Consider the following 21,537-nt stretch of genomic DNA (forward strand, 5'->3'; position numbering starts at 1 on the left):
CGAGGCCGAGTGTGCACCCACGGCGGAGATATGTCCGGATCGCCGCTGTAGCTGCACACTCGCCGGAGGTACGTCCGGAGCGCTGCTGTAGCTGCGCACCCGCCGGAGTCAGCGTGCCGGGTGGAGGATGTCCGGATCGCTGCCGTCGCCGCATGCTCGCCGGAGTCAGCGGGCCAGGCGGTCGATGAGTAGCCGGTTGAAGGTGATCAGGCGGGCGTAGTTGGTGCGGGAGAGGCGTTCGTCGGTGCCGTGGATGCGTTCCAGGTCTTGGGCGGACAGGACGATGGGGGCGAAATTGCAGCGGGTGGTGGCGAGGTCGTCGTAGTAGCGGGCGTCGGTGGCGCCGGGGACCATGCCGACGGTGACGGCGATACCGGGGACCACCTCGCGGGTGAGGTCGGCGATCAGGTCGAAGGCCGGTCCGGCGGCGGGGTTGGGCGAGGGTTCGGAGGTGGTGCCGGCGAGTTCGATCCGCACCTGCTTGTCGCGGACCACGCGGCGGCAGTGCGCCAGTACATCGGCGACCGAATCGCCGGGCAGGATACGGAAATTCACGAAGGCTTCGGCGCGCTGCGGCAGCACATTCGGCTTCACGCCGCCGTGGATCATGGTCGGCGCGGTGGTGGTGCGCACGAGCGCTTCGGTGGTCGGCCGCGCCGCCAGTACCCGCGCCACCGCCGGGCCCGCGACCCCCACCAGACCGAGCAGGGTACGGCGCGGTTCGGACATGACACTCCGCAGCCGCGAGAGCATGTCGAGTGTCACCGGGGTCAGGCGCAGCGGGAACGGATGGTCCTGAATCCGCGCGACCGCGCGTGCCAGTCGACCCACCGCGGTCTGCCGACCGGGCATGGACGAATGCCCGCCGATCGCGATGACCGACAGTCGGACGGTGGCGAAACCCTTCTCGCCCACCATGATCGTGGCCACCGGGACGTCCACACCCGGTGCGAGGCCGGTCGCGATCACCCCGCCCTCGTCGAGCAGCAGCTCCGCGCGTACTCCGGCCGCACGCAGTCGCGCCGACATGCGCCCGGCTCCTTCGGCCCCGAATACCTCTTCATCGTGTCCGAATGCCAAATACATGGTGCCGCTGGGCTTTACCCCCGCTGCCAGCGCCGACTCCACCGCCTCCAGAATCGCCATCACCCGGCTCTTGTCGTCGATAGCGCCGCGCCCCCAGATGAATTCGTCATCCACCACGCCCGCGAACGGCGGATGCGTCCACCCCTGCTCATCATCGACCGGCACAACATCCATATGCGCCAACAGAATTGCCGCGACCCGCTCGGAATCCTCCCGCCCGGCCCACCGGTAGAGGCGGGCATGCCCGAAGGTTTCGAGTTCGAGGTGCGCGTGTACGAGGGGAAAGCACGCTTCGAGATGGGTTGTGAGCCGGTCGAATTCGGCCTGATCCGTCTCGACCGGATTCTCACACGAGACGGTCACGCAACGCAGCGCCGCGGCCAATCGCTCGGCGGTGGCGTCGTCGACGGCCGGGGTGGTTCCGGGTGCGGTGCGCGTCATCGATCACCTGTCCTGGGCGGGAAGTCGATGTTCACTGTCGCATTGTTCAGTGCGTCGGCGGGCACGGCCAGCCACTTCTCATTTCTCCACTTCGGAATGCCCTCCGAGATGCCGCCCTGTAGATCAGGCGTTCGCACGGCATCGAGTAGCGGAAGTTCTACGCGCGCAGCGGTAATGGTGACCTTCGCCTGGGATGCGGGGTGCGCCCACACATCGTCCAGCACATCGGTGATGCGGAAGGCGACGCGATGCCCGGCCGCGATCGGCCAATCCTGGGCGAGCAGCCGGAGTTGGGTCGTCGAGGTCGCCGGCGCGATACCGCGGGTGATCACGGTGCCGCGCCCGGTCGGATCCACGTCGTACATCTCCAGGGTCACACCGGCCTGCGGCGGCGCGTCCACCTCGAGGGTCGCGGTCACCGTGCCCGAGAGATGCTGGTCCTGCGCCAAAGGTTGACTCACGGACCAGATTTCGCGATCCGCACCCGGAATCAATCCACGATCGGTGTACGAACCGGTGCGCAGATCCACCGGCACCTGTCGCATATCCGCGGGCGGCCATTGTGTTTCGGACCGCCACTTACCGTCGAACTGCCCCACCGTGATTCGCGGTCCGGGTACCTGAACATCCTTGCCCGCCACCAGCCGATCGAAGAACGCCACCAGCTCAGAGGTGAATTGCGGTGTGCCGCACTTGTCTTCGCAGGTGCGATGCCCCCACTGCCCGAACCATGCCTTGTGCTCACCGGGTCCGAGTGAGTTCCACAGCTGGAAGACGCGGTCCGGCTTGGTGTTGTAGTCGATGAAGCCCTGCCCGAGAAACAACGGAATGGTGTTCCCGCGCAGCTTCGCCACCAGATCCCGGTCCTGCCAGAAGGCCGACGCGGCATCATGATTCCCGGTCTGCTCGGCATAATTCGCGTAGCAGGCGGGATCGATGCTCACCGCATTCTCCTGGTACTCCGGCGAATCGTCCCAGCGCGCCGGTGTGGACGCGATGAGCAAATGCTCCAAACCCGCGAAATCCCCCGGCCGCACCCCGGTTTCGGTAATCGGCTTACCGGAGAACTTCCAGGCGATGCCCTGCATGTACAGGTACGCGTTCGGATCCGGTACCGGTTCGAACGCCGCCACCGCCGCCAGCCCGGCGGGCCGCTCCGCCAACCCCATCAACCCGGTCCAGCCCTCATAGGAGATGCCCATGAGCCCGACCTTGCCGGTGGACCAGGACTGCCCGGCCGCCCACTCCACTGCGGTCTTCACATCGGAGCGTTCACCCGGCCCGCCGAAATCCGGGCAGCCGTTGGAGCCGCCGAAACCGCGCAGATCCGCGATCACATAGGTGTATCCGGCGGCGAGAAAGGTCGAGACCGGCAGATTCTCGGTGGACGGCCCGCCCTTGATCAGCGGTGCGGTGAGATACGCCAGATGCGAGCGGTACGGGCTGACGGTCATGATCACCGGCGTCTTCACATCGTCGGCGATGCCGGCCGGCCGCAGCACATCGGCATGCAACCGGGTCCCGTCGGCGGCGGTGATGTACTCCTGCTTCCACACAAACCCCTGATCAGCGGCCGCACGCCCCGGAACCGCCACAACACCCAGCACCAGTAGCAGCCCGATGAGGGCACGCCACAACACCATCCGCATGATCACCATAGTGACCCTGGTACCTGATGTCTCCGCAGACCAGCCCCCGGAAACAGGGTGTACGGGCGGTGCATATCCGATACCTCGGCCATAATCGTGCTCGAGGCGCGTCCGAAAACCGGGCAGTCGCACGGGGGTTGGAAAGCGGGGTCACCGGTGGTGCTCGAGCCGGGGTCGGAATTCGCGGGGTATACCGTGCTGGAGCTCGCGGGGTCGGGTGGGATGGGCACGGTGTACCGGATGCGGCATCCGCGTTTGCGGACCGATGTGGCGGTCAAGGTGCTGTCCGGGCACGCGGGGGCAGATGCGAAGGTGCGGGCCCGGTTCGAACGCGAGGCCCGCCTCACCGCGGCGCTGCAGCATCCGAACATCGTGCGGGTGCACGATTGCGGGACCGAAGGTGAAACACCCTGGATCGCAATGGATTTCGTCGCGGGATCGGATGCGGAGCGACTGGTCCGGTCCGGGCCCCTCCCGGTCTATCAGGCGGTGGAGATCGTGCGGCAGGCCGCCGCGGCGCTCGACTACGCGCACGACAAGGGCGTACTGCACCGGGATGTGAAGCCCGCCAATCTGCTCGTCGGCGAACACGCCGGACAACCACACGTGCAGATCACCGACTTCGGCATCGCACGCGGTCTCGGCGAACCGGTGACCACCAGCGGATCGGTACGGGCCACCTTCGCCTACGCCGCACCGGAACAATTCGGCGGCGGCAAGGTGGACCATCGCGCCGACGTATACGCGTTGGGCTGCACACTCTTTCACCTGTTGTGCGCGGCGCTGCCGTTCCCGCTGCATACGGTGTACGCGATCGTGAACGCGCACCTGTTCTCCGCGCCACCCCTGGTCACCGAGGCGCGCCCGGGCCTGCCCGAAGGGCTGGACAAAGTCATCGCCATCGCACTGGCCAAAGCGCCCGGCGACCGCTACGAGACCTGCGGTGCGCTGGCGGCGGCCGCCTTCGCCGCATTACGCGAACCGGTACGCTCCGCGACCACGATTGTCGTTCCGCCGCAATCGGATCCGCCGCGCAGGCCGGCGGTCGCCGGATTGGAAGGGCTTGCCCGCCCGAACTCCGCACCGGCACAGCCGCCGCCGGACCGCACCGCCGTCGATCTGATCGGGCACGCCGGCCGGGTACGCGCCATCGCCTTCGATCCGTGGAGTTCCCGCATCGCCACCGGCGGTGACGATCAAACGGTACGAATCTGGGACGCCCGTACCGGTAAACAGATCGGCGATCCACTCGCCGAGAACCTCGCGGCACACGCGGTGACATTCAGCCCGGACGGCACTCTGCTCGCCTGCGCGAGCGGTCGGAACGCGCGACTGTGGCACCTGGAAACCGGACAGCGACTCTGCGACGACGTGTACACCGCGGTGGCGTCCATGCCCGCGTTCAGTCCCGACGCGGCCGTGCTGGCCACCTCGAACAGTCAATCGGTAATGCTCTGGGATACGCACCGGCGCAATGCGTTCGGGAAATTGGAGATGCATGCCGGCTTCGGTCTCGGCTGCAGCTCGGTGGCCTTCAGCCCGGACGCCACGATTGTCGCGAGCGCCCGGCGCGAAGAGGTGACGCTGCGGGAGTACCGCGGCGGAGAGTCGCTGCACGGCTCCCTCTTCGGAGCCCAGCGCGGCACCCTCGACCATCCCCGCGAGCAGGTGCGCCGCGTCCTGTTCACACCCGACGGCCGGACGCTGCTCACCGTCAGTGACCGCGCGGCCCGGCTGTGGGACTACGCGGATAACCGGTATCGGGTCGAACTACTGCTTCCGATGGAACCGGTCGGCGTCGACGTCGAGGCGGCCTTCAGTGCCGATGGCAGTCGATTCGCTGTGGCACACCGGGATTGGGTGGTGGTGTGGAGTCGGCACACCGGGCAGTCGATCCGATTCCCGCTCGCCACCGAAGCCGGACCGGTGCGCGCGGTGGCGTTCAGCGCCGACGGCGGGCTACTCGCTGTCACCAATGCCATGGCACTGCGGCTGTGGGATATCGAAGCGCGCCTGCAGCTCGGCGCGGATGTGGTGCCGCCGGTGGTCTTCGCCCCCGACGGCAGCACTTTCGCTGCGGCACAGCAGGATCGGGTCTGTCTACGGGATATCGCCGAGCTGCGCTGATCGCCTCACATCGGCCGCAGATCGATGATCCGGCGCAGGCGGGCGCGATCGCGTTCCAGGCGGCGGGCCTCGAATGCGATGGGGAAGTATCGAATCCGCTCGGGCAGTACCGGCACGGTGCGGCCGATGACCCAGCCCAGCGCGCGCAAAGTGCGCTCATCGTTCGCGGTCCAGGTCAGTCCCAGCTTGTCCCGAATGAGCCCGGGCGTGGTGCCGACGGTGAAGAAATACTGCAGCCGTCCGATGGGGTTGGTGGCGGTGCGCCAGACCGGACGCAGTGCGGCGGGAATCTGCTTGGGCGGGGCTATATTCCGAATGACCGTCAGATAATCCTCGGCGACATTCGTTGCCACCAAATGGTTTTCGATCTGATCCTGGAACCACGGCTCCCATTCGGCGAAGGTCGCGGGAATCTCCTTGGGCGCCACCGAGAAATTGCGCATCAACTGCACGACCTCCCGGTAGTACGCCTCCTTGTCGGCCTCACTCAGCTTCGCGCTGGAGAAGTACTTATTGCCCTCGGTGAAGGCGAAGACCGCGGTGTGCAACACCCACGCCCACGGCCCCGAAGACAGCGCCTGGTGCTTCACCCCGTGCGCGTCAACGGAATTGAGCGTCGCGTGCATGACGCGCAGTCGATCCGCCTCGGCGAGCGCCTCATCCCCGCCGTAGATCCACATCATGACCGAGGCGATACTGCGGAACGCGCGTCCCAGCGGATCGGTGCGGAACGTCGAATGTTCGTCCACCACGGCCGCTATGGTCGGCTCCATCGTCTGCAGCAGGAAGGCCGATCCGGCAGTCAGCGAGAAGGTGATGAGCCCGGTCTCCTGCCAGACCAGGCTGTCCGCCGCGAATGGTCGGCGCTCCGGCCGGGCTCCTCGGGCGACATGATCGATCTGCGTGACTGCGGCGGTCATGGTGATCTCCTTTGATCACGGTCCTGCCAAGCGCCATGCCCCGACAGGATGAGAGAGTTGCACTTGAATCATCTCATCTTGTCGAGTTGGTGGCAACCGTCCCGTCGTGGAGTGTCAGGCGTTCTGCGGGACGCCGGATTCGCCTCCGACCTGCTGGATCGCCCGAGATTCGAATGGTTTGTCACATTTACGCCGCCCGAACTCGACCTGCCGGCACCGGCCTGACCCCGTGCGCTGATTTTCACGAAAGATTAACGACTACCTGGGCTTTCGGTTGAGAGAATGTTCTTTACAGGTGCGAATCGTGAACAGGAGCGTAATGGGCGTACTGCGGTTGCTACGGGAATTCATTGCGCGACATAGTTTTACGCCGGATGAACGCACCGGACGCGCGATCGATTATTCGCCGCTCGCCGTGCTGGGTACCCAAGTGCGCCATAATTATTCGGTGACCCAGACGATCTGACGGCGTATGATCGGCCAGGATGGGCACCCGGGGGCAGTACGAACAAAAGGTAATGACCGACTGGGACGTGTTCGCGAAAGCACTTGCACGAACACTCATAGAATTACCTTCGCGTGCCACCCTCGTCATTGCCGCCACCGGAAACCGATACGCACAGTTCCAGCAGTTCGACATCCGGCTCTCCGTCGAGCTCACCGGCAATTACTATCTCGCCGAACCGATTCCGGAGTCCGCCGCCCAACGCCTGCGCGACCTCGGCTGGTCCGCCCCCGTCATGCAGCGCGACATAGAGAACTGGCGACGCACCCTCCTCTGGCCCATCCCGCCGAGCCGGCTGGTCGACCTGGCCCGCTCGGTCGTCATCGGCCTACGCGATGCCCTCGGCATACCCTCGCCCTCCGACCTCCACGCCTCCGGCTGGACCGAAGTCTCCGGCGACCTGGACCTCACCGCCCTCGGCCCGATCGCCCGCACCGGCTTCGGCTGGCAATCCTGAGCCATATCGAGTTCGGCCCCGCTCCGCTTCGGAGCGGGGCCGTTTCGCGTGGGAGCCGATTGCTTCTTGACAGTTACTGTCATGAAACAAGATACTGTCAGGGCGCGGTAGCTTCGCGGTGCACAGTCCCGCAGCCGCGCACGAGTGGAAGGAGTGCCGATGTCACTACGTGAGCGGCAACGCCGTCAGATCCGAGCCGATATCCAGCACGCGGCCTTCGAACTGTTCGCGCACAAGGGATTCGACGAGGTGACCACCGAGCAGATCGCCGCCGCGGCCGGGGTCTCGCCGAGCACGTACTTCCGGCATGTGCGCAGCAAGGAAGACCTGCTGCTGGACCCGGTGCGCGAGGGTGGTGCGGGTATCACCACACTGCTCGAGGAACGGCCCGCCGACGAACCAGCGGATATCGCACTGGCACAGTCGATTCTGACGCGATCCACCACGCTGGCCGCCGCCGAACTGGAGCAGTGGCGGTCCGCGTTCCGTACCGCACCCCATTTGCTGGACCGCGTCGCACTGATCACTCCCGAGCATCGCACCCGCCTGGTCGAGCTTGTCGCACAGCGCATGTCGCGTGATCCGCGGGTGGACGCCAATCCCGGTCTACTGGTTCACCTCCTGCTCGCCGCCGCCGAATTCGGGTATCTGCAATGGCTGCGCAATGCCGACCATCCCGAAGCCTCGCTGCTGGTGTGCGTCGAAGGCGCGGTGAACGCCGTCGTCGGCGAGCGCTGGCGCACCGATACCCGGCACTGATCCGAAAGTCTCACGCCGACAGGCGTATTCACCACGCACACTTGGGGTTCCGTCATGCAAAAACACAATGAGGTATTCGACCTGGTGGTCGTCGGCTCGGGCGCGGCCGGAATGGCCGCCGCGCTCACCGCCGCTCACCACGGTCTGTCCGTCGTGATCATAGAAAAGGCGAAGCATTGGGGCGGATCCACCGCCCGGTCCGGTGGGGGAGTGTGGATTCCCGGCAATTCCGCACTGCGGCAACAAGCTCCGGCCGACGATATCGAGTACGCCCGCACCTACTTGAAGAGCATTACCGGCGAATACGGTGATGCGGAGCGCATCGACACCTATATCGATCGCGGCCCCGAAGCGCTCGATTTCCTCATGGCACACTCGCCGCTCGAATTACGTTGGGTACCAGGCTATTCCGACTACTATCCGGAGTCGCCCGGCGGTCGCGCCCATGGCCGCTCGGTGGAGCCGAAGCCGTTCGACGCCAAGCGGCTCGGAGCGGAATTGGCCACGCTCGAACCCGATTACACGGTCGCACCGAAGAACTTCGTCGCGACTCAAGCCGACTTCCGGCAATTCCATCTGGGCCTGCGGAACCCGCGCGCCCCGTTCCGGGTACTCCGGATAGGCGCTCGCTGGGCGAAGGGGCAACTGCTCCGCCGGCACCTGCTGGCTCGCGGGCAGGCGCTCAGCGCCATGTTGCGCATCGGGCTTCGAGAGGCGAATGTTCCACTGCGACTGAATACTTCACTGGTCGAGTTGTGCGAGACCGAAGGTCGCGTCACCGGTGTGGTCGTGGCGTCCGATGGGGTCGAGTACCGAATCTCGGCGCTGCGCGGAGTGGTCATCGCCGCGGGCGGATTCGAGCACAACGAGTCCATGCGCAAGCAGTACCAGCGCGATCCCATCGGCACCGAATGGACGGTCGGCGCGAAAGCCAATACCGGCGACGGTATCCGAGCTGGCCAATCCCTCGGCGCAGCAGTCGAATTCATGGATGACGCCTGGTGGGGCCCCTCCATCCCGCTACCCCGCCAGCCGTGGTTCTGCCTGGCCGAACGCAACCTCCCCGGCAGTATCATCGTCAATTCCCGCGCCGAACGCTTCATGAACGAATCCGTCTCCTACGTCGAAGCCACCCACCGCATGTACGGCGGCCTCAACGGCCAAGGCGCGGGCCCCGCCGAAAACCTGCCCGCCTGGCTGATTTTCGACCAGCGTTACCGCAACAGATACCTCTTCGCCGGCCTCCTACCCCGCCAGCCCCTACCAGCCCGCTGGTTCAAATCCGGCATCCTCACCCGAGCCGACTCTCTCCCCGAACTGGCCGAAAAGCTCGGCCTCCCAGCCGATTCCCTCCAATCAACCGTCACCCGCTTCAACACTTTCGCCGAAACCGGCCGAGACGAAGACTTCGCCCGCGGCGAAAGCGCCTACGACCGCTACTACGGCGACCCCCGCCATCACCCCAACCCCAACCTCGGTGCCCTGCAACACCCCCCGTACTACGCGGCAAAACTCGTCCCCGGCGACCTGGGCACCAAAGGCGGCCTCGTAACCGACTCCACCGCCCGAGTACTCCGCGAAGACGGCTCCATAATCGAGGGCCTCTACGCCGCGGGCAATGCCAGCGCCCCCGTCATGGCCCACACCTACGCCGGCCCCGGCGCCACCATCGGCCCCGCAATCGTCTTCGGATACCTGGCCGCCGTCGACGCCGCCGCGGATACGGTCCCGGCAGCGGAGCGGGTCACTCGGTGATGGCCGGTACGAGGGCGTCAGCTGCTTCGAAACCCGACCGGCAGCAATTCTCCATCGACGCGCCGAGGATATAGTCTCCCGCCAAGCTGATGTTCCCGCCGATCTGCTCGATCAGGGAGTGAACTTGTTCGAGTAGTTCGGCGTAATTCGGGCCGTACGCACAGTAAGCCTGATCCCAATGGCGGGTCACGATATCGGTCCGGGCCGGCTTGTCGATGCCCAGGTATTCGACCAACAGCGCCTCGGCGTCACCCACCATGGTCTCGATGACCTCGGCTGTCGGACTGATGACCCGGCCGTGACGTCCCGAGAAGGTGTAACGGACGATATTGCGCTGATTGATTCCGTAGCTGCCGGCATTACTACACGGCCCGTCAGCCATTGCGACGGCGCGAATATCGGACCGGAATATGTCCTCGGCGTACTCCACGACCGCGACGGTTGTCGGAAAATAGTTCACCGATCGCAGGAGGCGACCGAGTTGCGCCGACTCCTCGTGGAGGATATCCGCGGCGATATGGGCGGGCGTGGCCAGCACGACGCCGTCGTAGCCGAGGACTTCCACTCCGCCCGTGGGCGTCGATACCGTCAGTGAGATACCGTCGCCGGCCTTCGCTATCCGGCGTACCGATGTGCTCAGCCTGACGTTCACAAGTTCCTCGACCGCCTCCAGCACCGGCTGGAAGCCCGCCGGCAACTGGTCGAAGGTGTCCAGCAGCATTGCCAGGTTGGTGCCGAAGTTGCCGAGATAAACCTCGTCCGGTTCGGCGCCATTCATGCGGACGGTCACCGGCCGGATGAGGTCGTGCGCGAGTCCCGATCCGAAATGCTCCGACAGCGGTTTGCTGTCATATCGCGCACCCAGCCTGCGGCCGAACGCGGACCCCAGTAGTCGGGCCGATTCGTCATTGCGGACCTGAACGGCGAGCCGAGCCAGCATCAGAAAGTCCCGCAGCCCGCTCAGTTTCGCTATCTTGGTCAACGCCCGGAGCCGCCGGCCACTGTCGATCGGCTCCAGCGCGCCGTCCTTCACCCGGGAGGTATTGATTCCGAAGTGCTCGAAATCGGTCGCTCCGAGATCGGCGAGCATCCCGCGCATAACGTGGTACCTGCGACCGATATTCTTGCCGCCCAGCATTACGTCGTGTCCGCCGAGCCGCGACACCCCGAGCCGTCCGCCGAGCATGCCATCGCTTTCGATGAGATCAACCTGGGCGCCCGCGCGATGTAACCTCACCGCCGCACTGATCCCGGAAATTCCGGAACCGACTACAGCCACTCTTTTCGCCATGTGAAATCCACTCTCGAACTCTAGGTCAGTAGAAATACGATTCGCATATCGGAGACTCGCAGGTCTTGCTGTACGATCGCCACCTCGACATCGATTTCGCGGCCGCCGGCGGGGCGCTCCGGGCCGATCGACGAATGCAGCACTCGGCAGTGAACTGCCGAGTCCAGCTCCGCGAAGTCCGTGAACATCGCTTCCAGCGAGCAGAATTCCACAGCCGAATAATCCAGTGGACCACCCAGGAATCCGGGTGCCATCTCCGACAGGTGCAACAGAGCTGCCTGACGGCACGCTTCCAGGAGTACCGCACCCGATAGATGATCGAGCTCGTGATCGAACAACGATGGATGATCCCTCGCGACACAAATGGGATATCCCCGCGGGTCTTCGCGTCCGATCACCACGTTCTTACGATTCGATCGATCGATATCACCGGGGGCGACCGGATCGAAATCGGTCCCGGCATCGTGCTCGAGGAGAGATTTCTTCGCCATGCCCTCGGCGCGCAGTTTATCGTAGGATTCTCGGGACAAATAGATGACCGACGCTGCGCCGGTGGATGCCACCTCGCCTCTTATAGTCACCGCATATGTCATGGATGCACCGGCTGGAAGCCCTCGTGTCTTGGCGCTGTGATCCACTTCTATTTCGACAACCACATCCGTAGGACGTTCACCGACGGCAAACAATTCGCGGCGCAATGATTTCATGACGAGCTTCCGGGAGATGAACATCCAGTCGTCCGGCACGCCCATATATTCGTGCGCGATCAGGATGGAGGCCTGCCGGCATACCTCCGCGACCAGCATGGGATCGTGCTCTCGGGTCGGTCGATCGCTGTACAGTTCGTGCCCACGGGGCAGTTGTGCCGCCACCGCGTATCGATTGATGCCGATGGCGCATGAATCGGTCAGAAAGACTTCGTTGACCGCGGCCCGGTGCACCAGGCGCCGCGGCACCGTCCGCTGATACTGCAGTTCCCGCACTTCTTTCCCGATCCTCATAGCTGCTTCAGCTGCGATGGTGTGATGAATTCCGCTGTAGCGGTGTCGACATATCCCAGAATAGTTCCGCGCACCCCGGACATCTCGAGTAGTACGCACCCCTCGGGGCTGATCACCCCGAATTCCGTGAAACCATTTTCGTCTTCGATTCCCACGTCTCCGGTGCAATACAGTTGCAGACCGCTCGGGAATGCTTCGGCCAGCTCGACGTCATTGCGATCGTCGTAGAAATCTATTCTCGCGATGGAAAGCGGCGCGGCCAGCGGTATATAGCGATCCGGGGTGAGCACGGCGGTCCGGGCCAGGCCGTCCAACAGCACGGCGGGAACCCGGAATCGGCCGAATGCGCCGTGTCTGCTGTGCTGTGGCAACGAAAACTCGGCGAAGGACCCCGCCGAATGCACACGGGTCGAAGTAGTGGACACCAAGCTGCCGGTCAAGTGCACGGCCTCGTTGGACACATGATAAGGATCGGCGACTTCCCGAGACCCCACGATCGGTATTCTCTGTCGGTATGGCGCGATCGGACGCTCCCGCCGTAGGTGCGCGGTCGCCTCGAAATGCGGCTGATCCCGCCGCAGCGTACGCCCATCCGGAGCACGAATATCGGATACCACTCGAATCGTCACCGTTCGCTCCGCCCCTGTGCCGGAGCATCTTTCGGCGATGATTCGAAACTCCGTACCCGCGCGGCCGGGATAGACCCTGAGAAATTTCTTGAATATGAGGTCGGACATCGCCGTGACCTTCCACCCCGGCAGCAAGGCAAGCGCCGCGTCCGCCACGATCGCCGTGACGAAAGTCCCCGGAAGCGTGGGCACGCCGTTGACGAGATGGTCGGCAAGGTAGCTGTCGGTCGTGAGATCCAAAGTCCGCTCGGCCACAATACGATTGGGCTCGTCAACGAGACGGCGACCGAAGAAGAACGGCTGAACCGTTCGATCCGGTCGGTCGAGGAGTCCCGGCGCCCGCTCACCGATAGTCGCTCGCTCGGCATCCCCGATGAGCACTACCGACGGATAACGTCGTGGCAGCCGTAATTCGTCCAGGAAATGCGCAACCCCCTCCGCGGTGGTCATCGGGGTGAACACGCCGAGGCGCTGCAGGAACGACGCTGCCAGCGGAGAGGCGGCAAGGCCGGTATCACGCCAGAGCGCCCACCCGATGGTGACCTCGTCTCGACCGCGCGAGTTACCGGCATAGGCGGAGGCGAATGACAGGAATTCATTGCCGGCGGCATAGTCGGCTTCGCCGGGCTGACCGATGAATCCGACCGTCGAGCCGAAGTTGCACCATACCGCGGGGCGCGCCACCCCCGCCTCGGCGAACGCGCGATTCAGGTTGTCGTAGCCCCGCACTTTGATATCGCGGATGCGCCGGAAATCGGCGAGATCGGTCTCCGCCAGCGCTCCGCCGCGGTGCAGTCCCGCCCCGTTGAACAGCAGGTCGATGCGACCGTCCTCGTCGTGGATCGTTCGAATCGCGCGCAGAATCGACGGATGGTCTCCGACGTCGCAGGTGAGATATCGGACGCGGTCGGAACCGCTGTGGGCGGCGATCCGCGCGAGGTTCGCCCGGACGGTGTCCGCGTGCGCGACCCTGTCGAACTCCTTGCTCAATGCGGCAACCGAGACACCCGGGCGGCCGCGCAGCCCCTCGCGAATGAATTCCGAACGCCCCCGCCGTGATTCGCCGTCGTTCTCGATCAACGTGCCGTCGTCACGAGTATCCAGCGGATTGGACCCGAGTACCCATACCTTCGCCCCGGAGTTCGCGGCCAGGGCAATAGCGCACTCGGCGGTGATACCACGGCCACCGCCGATGGCGACGATAACCGAAGACCGCCCCAGCCCGATCTGCTCGGCCGCGGAGACGGGCTCCGGTATCGGAACGAATATCCGACGACTGTCGCCGTCGTATACGACCACCGGGAACAGTTGGCGCGCGCTCGACTCCGCCGCGAGCTGGGCCAGCCCCACGCCGAGCTCATCGGTGCTCGAAAGTACCGAAAAGCACTGCACCGCAGGAAGTTCGAGCGCAATACTCTTGGTGAGACCGGTAAACATTCCGGCCGCGGGCAGTGGCGCACCCGCGCTCATCGCGGAAAGCAGCAGCACCCCGAAACTACCTTGCCGTCGCGTCAGCGCAGGGTGCAGCTCCCGCAACGCGAGGAATGTCGCATCGTGCAGGCCGAGCGTCGATTCGGCTACCCCCGCCGCCGGATCGGGCAGCGCCGAAACGACCCTGAGATGCCGGATTCGACCGTGCCAGTCGGCGGGAAGCCGGCTGAACGAAGCATTCGACAGGACACTCAGCGGGTGGATGCGCGACGCCGCTTCCACGTCCGGATCCGTGCACACCACCATGGCGCCGCGCCCCGCCAATTGCCTTGCGAGGGAAGCACTATCGGTGACGGCCAGCGTCTTGTCGTCGATATCCAGGATCGTCGGGCGGACCTGTTCCAGCGGCCGCTGCACGAGCCGAACGACATGCCGATGCAACGCCCGCACGGTGGATTCGGGATCGGGAACAGCGGTGGGAGCACTGACCGTGATTCGAGCACTCTGGCCGGTCAGCGGATCCGAAACGCTCACCCGCACAATGGGTTCCGGGCGCGTCACGGCTTCGATCAGCGCCTTGACTCCATCGCCACCCAGGTAGCTGCGATCGGACCGCGTTGCGTCACAACTGATTTCAACAGCCGGTTCACCGGAGGCAGCCCCGATGAGGCCGAGTACGGGCAGCCCCGCGGTCCGGGCGGTCGACTCCCGGACCAGCGCGACCATGAACGCGCCCTCCGCGATCTCGCCATTCGGCGCGAGCGCGGGAGACAGAATGTGGCGCAGCTCGGGAGTGCTGTTGCCGTTGATTCCCGCGGCCAGCGCCAAATCCACCGCACCGCGGCGCAGGCTGTCCACGGCATACCCCACCGCGGTGAGTCCGGCCGGAAAGCCGCTGTCGAGAGTCATATTCGGGCCGTGGAAGTCGAAATAGTTGGATACCCGCGCGGCAATGATGTTCGGCATCATTCCGGGGAAAGAGTTCTCGTTCACCGGCGGGACGAGCGATCGCACGGTGGCCTCGAACGCCTCGAAGGCGGCTCTGACCTCGGGAGAGTGGGCCAGTGCTGAGCTCTGCGAAACCGCCCGGCCCAGATGACCGAGATAGCATCGCAGTGCGTAGAGGGTCGAGTTGCGGGTAGGTCCGAGGTGCCCGACGAATACCCCCGTCGTAGCACGCGTCGAAGACCAGAACTCACTCAGTTGCGGGGCAAGGCTATTGACGCATCGCAGCATCATCATCTGGCATCGATCGGTCGACCGCAGGGTCGCCCGCGGAATGCGGACCTCGCTCACCGGTGGGAACGGATATTCGTCGCCATACCCAGCGGCCGGTGCCACGCCCGCACCGCGTAGCCACGCGGCGACTTCGTCCCGACCGGGGTCACCCGGAAGGGCTGTACTCCATGCGACGACCGCAACGGCCTCCTCGGCCACGGGGACATCGATCGCGCTACCCGGCTCCGCCCGGTCACGAACAATGAGATGCGCATTGGTTCCACCGAATCCGAAGGCCGACACCGCGGCCACCCGCGGCCGGGCGCCCGCGGGCCACTCCCGAACCGTGGTCGGTATCTCGAGATTCGACTCGCCGATGCCGAATTCCGGTGGCGCCTTGTCGAATTCATACTGCGGGGGTATCCGGCCGTGCTGAAAAGCCAACAGCACCTCGACCAGCGAGACCACCCCCGCCGCCCATCCGGTGTGCCCGATGAGTGACTTGCTCGAGGTCACGAAAGTTGGCCTGCCGGAACGCATTGTCGTTCGCAGCGCGTCGAACTCGGCCTGATCACCGGCCGGTGTGCCCGTAGCATGCGCGACAACCCAGTCGACATCGGCCGGCCCTGTCCCGGCGAGTTGATGGGCCCGCAGCACCGCGATCTGCTGCCCGGCCGACTGCGGCGCGTAGATCGCCTTCCCCTTGCCATCGGAGGAAGCGCCGATACCCGCCAGGATGCCCAGCACACGGTCGCCATCAGCGCGCGCCCGCCGCAGGGTTTTCAGAACGACAACGGCCGCACCATCGGAGAACAATGCGCCGTCACTGTCTTCGTCCATGCTCCGGACCCGGCCGCTCTTCGACAGACCATGCAGTTTCGCGAAAAGCACCGAACCGCGCGGAGCGAGACCGAACGCACCGCCGCACGCCGCGATATCGGTGGCGCCCGAGAGCAGATCACGGATACCGAGATCGATGGCGTACACCGACGACGAGCACGCGGTATCGATCATTATCGGCACGGTGTCCGGCGGCAGCAGACCGCGCATAGCCTTGCGGCCGACCATATGTGGCAAATACTCACTCGGCTGCTGCCCGGCCCGGGGCAGGGCCCGCTCGATCAGCGCGTCCAGCTCGCCCCGCAGCGCCGGCGGCACCTCGCCCAGGCGGGTACGCAGCCCGGCCGCGACCAGCGACTCCTCCAAATGCTGGCTCCCATCGGCGGTATAGCCGACGGCGAATGTCCAGCGGTCGTCATCACGGGTCGATACACCGTCGATCGCCTGACGGAGCGAATTACGAAGCCAGGTGGTGGTGTAATCCTCGGTCGCGTCGACCGGGAATTGGTCCGGATCCGTGATGTACCCGCTCGTACGCGCGTACGTGCGATCTTCCGCGGCGGGATCGGCGGAGTAGTATGAATCGCCATCCCAGCGCTCGCCGGGCTCGGTGAACATCACGGTGCCGTCGAGCCGCAGCGGCCAGTACTCCTGCGGACTGCTCGCCCCCGGAACAACCATTCCCATACCGACGACCGCGATCATCCGGTCGTCATCCGCAAGGTCCGATTCTTCGAACTCCGGCGAGAGCGAGGCCGTCGCCGGCTCTTCGCTCGCCGGTACCGCGGGACCTGCGACATCGTCAATCGGCAGGGTGAAAGGCACCCGTAGTGTCAAGCCGCCGTCGGCGACGATCGTCTGGCCGGTTATCCACCCTGACAGATCCGATGCCAAAAACAGCACAACGTTGGCCAGATCGGCCTCGGTTGCCATCCGCCCCAATGGCGTCGCGGCAATGACAGCGCGAGACATCTCGTCCGCGTGCGGGAACCGTCGAGCGACCTCCCCGCCGATAAGGCTGCACGACGCGGTATTCACACGAACATTGATCGGCGCGTACTGAACCGCCAGATAACGGGTCATCGTCTCGACGGTGGCCTTGGAGATACCCACGGACATGTAATTGTCGACCACGAATTCGGCGCCGATCGACGACAGATTGACAATGGCGCCGCCACCCCGGGTCGCCATCATTCGTGCCGCGTGCTCGGCGCACCACAGACTGCCCTTGAAATTGGTGTCGAACGCGCGATCCCAATGTTCCTGCTCGAGTTCCGCATGGGGAAGCAAAGCGCCGCCGGCGGCATTATTGATCAGGATATCGATTCCGCCGACAAGATCACCGATCTCGGCGAACATGCGGTCCACATGATCTTTCTTCGCGACGGACGCGCGCACGAGATGTACCGTCCCGCCGAGCGCGCGTAGCTCCTGCGCTGTTTCGCGAGCCTGATCGTGCGAATGGAAGTAATTGATGACGACCGTCGCGCCTTGTTCGACGAACTTGTGAGCGGTGACCCGGCCGACGCCTTTCGCGCCACCGGTGATGAGCACGGTCTTCCCTTGCAGACTCAACGCTTGATCCTCCGGTGATGGTCGGGGAAATCAGACCGACACATGATCGCGTGCGACGATGTCCGCGATTCGGCCGAGCGTTCCGTGCTCGCTGATTCGGAAATCGTCGGACAGCGCGGGCAATCCGTACTTGGCCGCAACCCGCTGCATCAACTCCGTTTGCTTGACGGAGTCGATACCGAGGTCCCCCTCGAGGTCCACGTCCTCGGCGAATACGTCGGTCGGGTACTCCACCGCCTCGGCGTACAACTCCGCCAACTCCTCCAGTAGCCGTGCCCGATCCGTGGGCGTGACCTGATCGAGTACAGGGGCAGGCGCAGGCACAAGGGCAGGCACCGGGACCAGGGCCGGGGTGGCCCGCACACTGAAAATGGTTGTCCGACGAGATGTTTCGGGGGAATCGACGCGACCCGTGACGGCCAGCATGGACTCGATCGGCGAAACACCGCTCGGCACGGTGGCGAGCGCGGTCACATTCGGCAGCGTCTTGCCGACCAGTCCGGTGAGCGCGTTGCGCGCGCCGCATTCGACGAATCGGTCGATACCCGTGCCGAACAGGTGCTGGAGCGCCTTCGCGAAGTCGACCCGGCGGGTGAGGTGACCGGCGAGCAGCGACGGCAGGTCGTCCCCATCGGTGTATTGCCGACCCAGAATCGGCGAGTACACCCGCCGATGCAGCGGCATCGACCGCAACGGCCGGATCCCGGATTCGAAAAGCACCGCCGCCTCGGCGAGCAACGGATTGTGGAACGGATACGGCGCGCTCAGGGGTGCGGTCGGGATGCCGATCCGCCCGGCAAGGTCGGCCACCATCGCGAGAGACGAAGCCGGGCCCGAGACCACCACCTGCCGCGGGCTGTTCACCACGGCCACAGCCAACCCGGGGTCGTCGATGGCATCGATCAGCGCCGAGGCACGCTGTACCCCGACGCTCAATGCGAGCATCCCGCCCGCGGGCGCGGCGGCCCGCAATGCCGCGTTGCGGCGGGCCACGATAATCGCGCCGTCGCCCACGCTGAATGCTTTCGCCGCCACCAGTGCCGCGATCTCTCCGAGGCTGTGCCCGACCAGTGCGGAGGGTTGAATACCCTCGCCGGCAAGAATTCTGTTGATCGCGACCGCGGTGCCGTACAGCGCCAGTTGCAATGTGTCGGGATCTTCGGCGAGCAGCATTTCGAGTGCGGGTGTGGAATTGAACAAGATGGGTGAGACGCTGTCGGCTGAACCACTCAGGGCCCCGTCGATCTCGTCGAAGACTTCCCGTACCTCGCGACGGTGGGCGGCGAGGTCCGTGAATACCGTCTCGAGATATGCCCCCTGCCCCGGAAACATGAATGCAGTATTGTCGGCCATCGTTCTCGATACCCTCCCGTGGCTGTCCTGGCCACTCCAATATTTATTGTCAGGTAATTCGGGAATCGCACGCGGACAGAAATGCGCGGGCGGGATATTCGCTGATCCATCCGGCGGCGACCGTTAATGCGAACCCTATGACGCATCCGCGACGCTCGCACAATCCCCCGGACGAATGTTCAGGTGCCGTTAATATTCCGACCGTCATTCAGGACGGGCGATAATGGCGGGAACGTGAACAATGACGAGGCCGATCTGTACCCGCGCGGTGGAACCCGACCCGGTCCGGTAGGGGCTGCCGAAATCGCCGCGGACTCGTAGTGGAGCCCGAACTACGTCCACGCCGCTGGTGACTGTCGGCACCCGTTGACGTCCCACGATCGGACATGGGCCAGGCACGTCTCCGGTTGCCTGGCGGCTCCGCACGCCGCGAGCTGAGCCGCCAGGATCTCCGAATATGTTGTCAGCTCACGAGGTTCTTGCGCAGTTTCAGGATGGTTCCGGCGTCCAGGCCGAGGCCTCGGGTGAGGAATTTGCCGAAGTCACCGAATTGGGAGTTCACCTGGTCGACGGCGATGTCGAGGTAGTCGGCGCGCACTTCCTGCAGCGGGATCAGCAGGTCCGGATTCTGCATCAGACCCGCCTGCTTCAGCTGTGCGCGGGTGGCCGCATCGGCGGCCGCCCGATACTGGTTGGACAGCAGATAGTCCTGCCGCGCAACCGATTCCGGGACGCCGACGGCGCGTAGGGTCACATAGGAGAGCCAGCCGGTGCGGTCCTTACCCGCGGTGCAGTGGAACAGTGTGGCCGTGCCGGTATTCGCCAGATCCCGCACCGTCTGGCCGAATTGTGCGAGCGAATCCGCGCCGAAGAAGCTCCGGTACACATCGCCCATGATCTGCTCGGCCTTACCGTCTCCGAGCAACTCCTGCTGCTGCTGCGGATCCCGCGACTGGATCGCCTGCGACATCTTCAAGAACATCCCGGTGTCGTCAATAGCCCTGGCCACCAACGGAACTCCCGCGGGCAACCTGTCGGCCCCCGTTCCCTGGATCTCGGGAGCCGTCCGGAAGTCCACCACCGCCTGCAGATTCAAACCGGTCAGCTTCTGCACATCGGCATCGGTCAGTTTTCCGAGCGCATCCGCTCGAATAACCTTCCCCGCCTTGACCTTCGCCCCGTCATAGGTCCCGTACCCACCCAGATCCCGGACATTCACAGCCCCTTGTAATTCGATTTTGGTAGGCCCGCCCGCAGTGGGCGCTGCATCGGCAATCGCCCCCATCCCGGCGGTCAACGCCACCGCGGCAATAGGCACCAACGCTATCGAAAGAACGGACCGTCTGCTTCGTGAAATATTGAAGAAATCCATCCGAGCGACGCTAAGCCCCGCTTATCAGCCGCTACTCACTTCGGAGAACCGCGCTCACCCAACGAGATTCGCCACTCGCTCACCGAGACAGCAGCTGGCTCAATCATATTGACAACCGATATTCGCGCGCGATGACGAGATCTATTCTGCCCCAACATATTTCGATGAGGAATATATCAGCTCGAAGCGGTCTCATGCACACTGCGCCACCGCACCCCATTGCGCCCACCTGAATCGGCCACCAGGACCGCGGTCGTCAGCCGCGACCGCCCACCCCGATGCACCTCCCGAAACCGCACCACCGCGCAATCCGCCCTCGAATACTGCACCTCGATATCCGCGATCTCGATCGACATCCCCGGCTCGGCATTCCCAGCGCCCCGCAACCCCTCGACCAGCCCCTCCCGCTCCACAATCACCCCCTCCATCGTGACCATGGAAAACCCTTGCGCCAGCTGCCCGATGAACGCCTCCAGCGCCGCCGCGGCTCCCGCTCCCAACCACTCGGCCAAATCCTCGTGCAGAACAACGACCTCACCGGCAACCGCATCATGATCGATACCCATACCGGCAAGCTACCCCGCCGCGCCGCCACCCCTGGATACCCGGGGTGTCGCCGGCAGCTCGGACTACTTCTCCGATGCCGGCGAGGGTCGAGCCGCCGCGGGTTCGATGCGAAATACCGGGTAGTCCGCGGCAATTCGCTCGAAGTCGGCGATCGGAGCATCCAGTGCGATCGGTATGTGCGGCCGCGCACCGGGCGCGATTCGCAAGTAGCGCTGCAGAATCGGAGGCCGCTCGGCGGGCGCCACCGCCGTCAGCCGAACATCCTCTCGCCGGCCATGCCGAAGCACCGCCTGCCCATCGGCAGCTGCCAGGTTGCGTACCCAATTCGTGTTCGGTCCCAGCATCGACACCACGTACCGACCGCCGTCGATCTCGGTCAATACCATCGGGAACCAGATCAACTGCCCGCTGCGCCGTCCGCGAATACCGAGTGCGGTAACCCGGTGCGGTGCGACACCCGCCGCGAACAACCAGGCCGACACCCGATTCTGTGGTCGCGCAAACCAGTTGGGCCGACCGCTGCGATACATCCAGCGCAAGTAGTCCCGGTAGCCCCGCATG

General features: G+C 64.9%; 15 protein-coding genes. 5 read left to right on the forward strand and 10 right to left on the reverse strand.

Annotated features, from left to right (window positions below; translation table 11 throughout):
* Nucleotides 1–165: 165 nt before the first annotated feature.
* Complete coding sequence (locus GFY24_RS32315; RefSeq protein ID WP_153808902.1) at nt 166–1,527, reverse strand: M20/M25/M40 family metallo-hydrolase; 1,362 nt, start codon at nt 1,525–1,527, stop codon at nt 166–168.
* On the reverse strand, nt 1,524–3,176 hold the full coding sequence (locus GFY24_RS32320; protein ID WP_228566847.1) for a CocE/NonD family hydrolase: 1,653 nt from the start codon (nt 3,174–3,176) through the stop codon (nt 1,524–1,526). Before GFY24_RS32320 ends, GFY24_RS32315 begins: the two co-directional genes overlap by 4 nt.
* 156 nt (nt 3,177–3,332) lie before the next feature.
* Between GFY24_RS32320 and GFY24_RS32325 the strand changes: the two genes are divergently transcribed.
* Entirely contained in the window at nt 3,333–5,303 is a 1,971-nt protein-coding gene (locus GFY24_RS32325) for a WD40 repeat domain-containing serine/threonine protein kinase (RefSeq protein WP_153808904.1), read from the forward strand.
* Nucleotides 5,304–5,308: 5 nt separating this feature from the next.
* Here GFY24_RS32325 and GFY24_RS32330 read toward each other — a convergent pair whose 3' ends face one another.
* Nucleotides 5,309–6,223, reverse strand: coding sequence for an oxygenase MpaB family protein (locus GFY24_RS32330; protein ID WP_153808905.1), 915 nt, complete (start codon nt 6,221–6,223; stop codon nt 5,309–5,311).
* Nucleotides 6,224–6,542: 319 nt separating this feature from the next.
* On the opposite strand from GFY24_RS32330, the gene GFY24_RS32335 reads away from it, so the two are divergent.
* From GFY24_RS32335 to kstD, 4 genes are all read left to right on the forward strand, one after another.
* On the forward strand, nt 6,543–6,689 hold the full coding sequence (locus GFY24_RS32335; protein WP_153808906.1) for a hypothetical protein: 147 nt from the start codon (nt 6,543–6,545) through the stop codon (nt 6,687–6,689).
* Between the two features lie 52 nt (nt 6,690–6,741).
* Nucleotides 6,742–7,185: a hypothetical protein gene (locus GFY24_RS32340; RefSeq protein WP_153808907.1), complete on the forward strand. Its 444-nt coding sequence runs from the start codon at nt 6,742–6,744 to the stop codon at nt 7,183–7,185.
* Nucleotides 7,186–7,344: 159 nt separating this feature from the next.
* Nucleotides 7,345–7,944 carry a TetR/AcrR family transcriptional regulator gene (locus GFY24_RS32345; RefSeq protein WP_153808908.1) on the forward strand — a complete coding sequence of 200 codons (600 nt, stop codon included), beginning with the start codon at nt 7,345–7,347 and terminating at the stop codon, nt 7,942–7,944.
* Between the two features lie 54 nt (nt 7,945–7,998).
* Entirely contained in the window at nt 7,999–9,699 is a 1,701-nt protein-coding gene (gene kstD, locus GFY24_RS32350) for a 3-oxosteroid 1-dehydrogenase (protein ID WP_153808909.1), read from the forward strand.
* Here the strand turns inward: kstD and GFY24_RS32355 are convergent.
* The 7 genes from GFY24_RS32355 to GFY24_RS32385 form a co-directional block, all read right to left on the reverse strand.
* On the reverse strand, nt 9,689–10,990 hold the full coding sequence (locus GFY24_RS32355) for an NAD(P)/FAD-dependent oxidoreductase (protein WP_153808910.1): 1,302 nt from the start codon (nt 10,988–10,990) through the stop codon (nt 9,689–9,691). The genes kstD and GFY24_RS32355 overlap by 11 nt on opposite strands.
* A gap of 20 nt (nt 10,991–11,010) precedes the next feature.
* A complete protein-coding gene (locus GFY24_RS32360; RefSeq protein ID WP_228566848.1) occupies nt 11,011–11,991 on the reverse strand; it encodes a ScbA/BarX family gamma-butyrolactone biosynthesis protein in 981 nt (326 codons plus the stop codon).
* Entirely contained in the window at nt 11,988–17,684 is a 5,697-nt protein-coding gene (locus GFY24_RS32365; RefSeq protein WP_153808912.1) for an SDR family oxidoreductase, read from the reverse strand. Before GFY24_RS32365 ends, GFY24_RS32360 begins: the two co-directional genes overlap by 4 nt.
* 30 nt (nt 17,685–17,714) lie before the next feature.
* Complete coding sequence (locus tag GFY24_RS32370; protein WP_153808913.1) at nt 17,715–19,037, reverse strand: acyltransferase domain-containing protein; 1,323 nt, start codon at nt 19,035–19,037, stop codon at nt 17,715–17,717.
* Nucleotides 19,038–19,500: 463 nt separating this feature from the next.
* Nucleotides 19,501–20,355 (reverse strand): tyrosine-protein phosphatase, encoded by an 855-nt coding sequence (locus GFY24_RS32375; RefSeq protein ID WP_309231605.1) that lies wholly within the window; start codon nt 20,353–20,355, stop codon nt 19,501–19,503.
* 230 nt (nt 20,356–20,585) lie between these two features.
* Nucleotides 20,586–20,975 carry a DUF4440 domain-containing protein gene (locus GFY24_RS32380; protein WP_153808915.1) on the reverse strand — a complete coding sequence of 130 codons (390 nt, stop codon included), beginning with the start codon at nt 20,973–20,975 and terminating at the stop codon, nt 20,586–20,588.
* 63 nt (nt 20,976–21,038) lie between these two features.
* Nucleotides 21,039–21,536 (reverse strand): nitroreductase family deazaflavin-dependent oxidoreductase, encoded by a 498-nt coding sequence (locus GFY24_RS32385; RefSeq protein ID WP_153808916.1) that lies wholly within the window; start codon nt 21,534–21,536, stop codon nt 21,039–21,041.
* Nucleotide 21,537: the final 1 nt, after the last annotated feature.

Origin of the sequence: Nocardia sp. SYP-A9097 (assembly GCF_009649815.1) — a bacterium.
Lineage (GTDB): Bacteria > Actinomycetota > Actinomycetes > Mycobacteriales > Mycobacteriaceae > Nocardia.

Coding starts and splice junctions, on each gene's coding strand:
- GFY24_RS32315 (WP_153808902.1), bottom strand. CDS start 1,527: ATGACGCGCACCGCACCCGGAACCACCCCGGCCGTCGACGACGCCACC.
- GFY24_RS32320 (WP_228566847.1), bottom strand. CDS start 3,176: ATGCGGATGGTGTTGTGGCGTGCCCTCATCGGGCTGCTACTGGTGCTG.
- GFY24_RS32330 (WP_153808905.1), bottom strand. CDS start 6,223: ATGACCGCCGCAGTCACGCAGATCGATCATGTCGCCCGAGGAGCCCGG.
- GFY24_RS32335 (WP_153808906.1), top strand. CDS start 6,543: ATGGGCGTACTGCGGTTGCTACGGGAATTCATTGCGCGACATAGTTTT.
- GFY24_RS32340 (WP_153808907.1), top strand. CDS start 6,742: ATGACCGACTGGGACGTGTTCGCGAAAGCACTTGCACGAACACTCATA.
- GFY24_RS32345 (WP_153808908.1), top strand. CDS start 7,345: ATGTCACTACGTGAGCGGCAACGCCGTCAGATCCGAGCCGATATCCAG.
- kstD (WP_153808909.1), top strand. CDS start 7,999: ATGCAAAAACACAATGAGGTATTCGACCTGGTGGTCGTCGGCTCGGGC.
- GFY24_RS32355 (WP_153808910.1), bottom strand. CDS start 10,990: ATGGCGAAAAGAGTGGCTGTAGTCGGTTCCGGAATTTCCGGGATCAGT.
- GFY24_RS32360 (WP_228566848.1), bottom strand. CDS start 11,991: ATGAGGATCGGGAAAGAAGTGCGGGAACTGCAGTATCAGCGGACGGTG.
- GFY24_RS32370 (WP_153808913.1), bottom strand. CDS start 19,037: ATGGCCGACAATACTGCATTCATGTTTCCGGGGCAGGGGGCATATCTC.
- GFY24_RS32380 (WP_153808915.1), bottom strand. CDS start 20,975: ATGGGTATCGATCATGATGCGGTTGCCGGTGAGGTCGTTGTTCTGCAC.
- GFY24_RS32385 (WP_153808916.1), bottom strand. CDS start 21,536: ATGCGGGGCTACCGGGACTACTTGCGCTGGATGTATCGCAGCGGTCGG.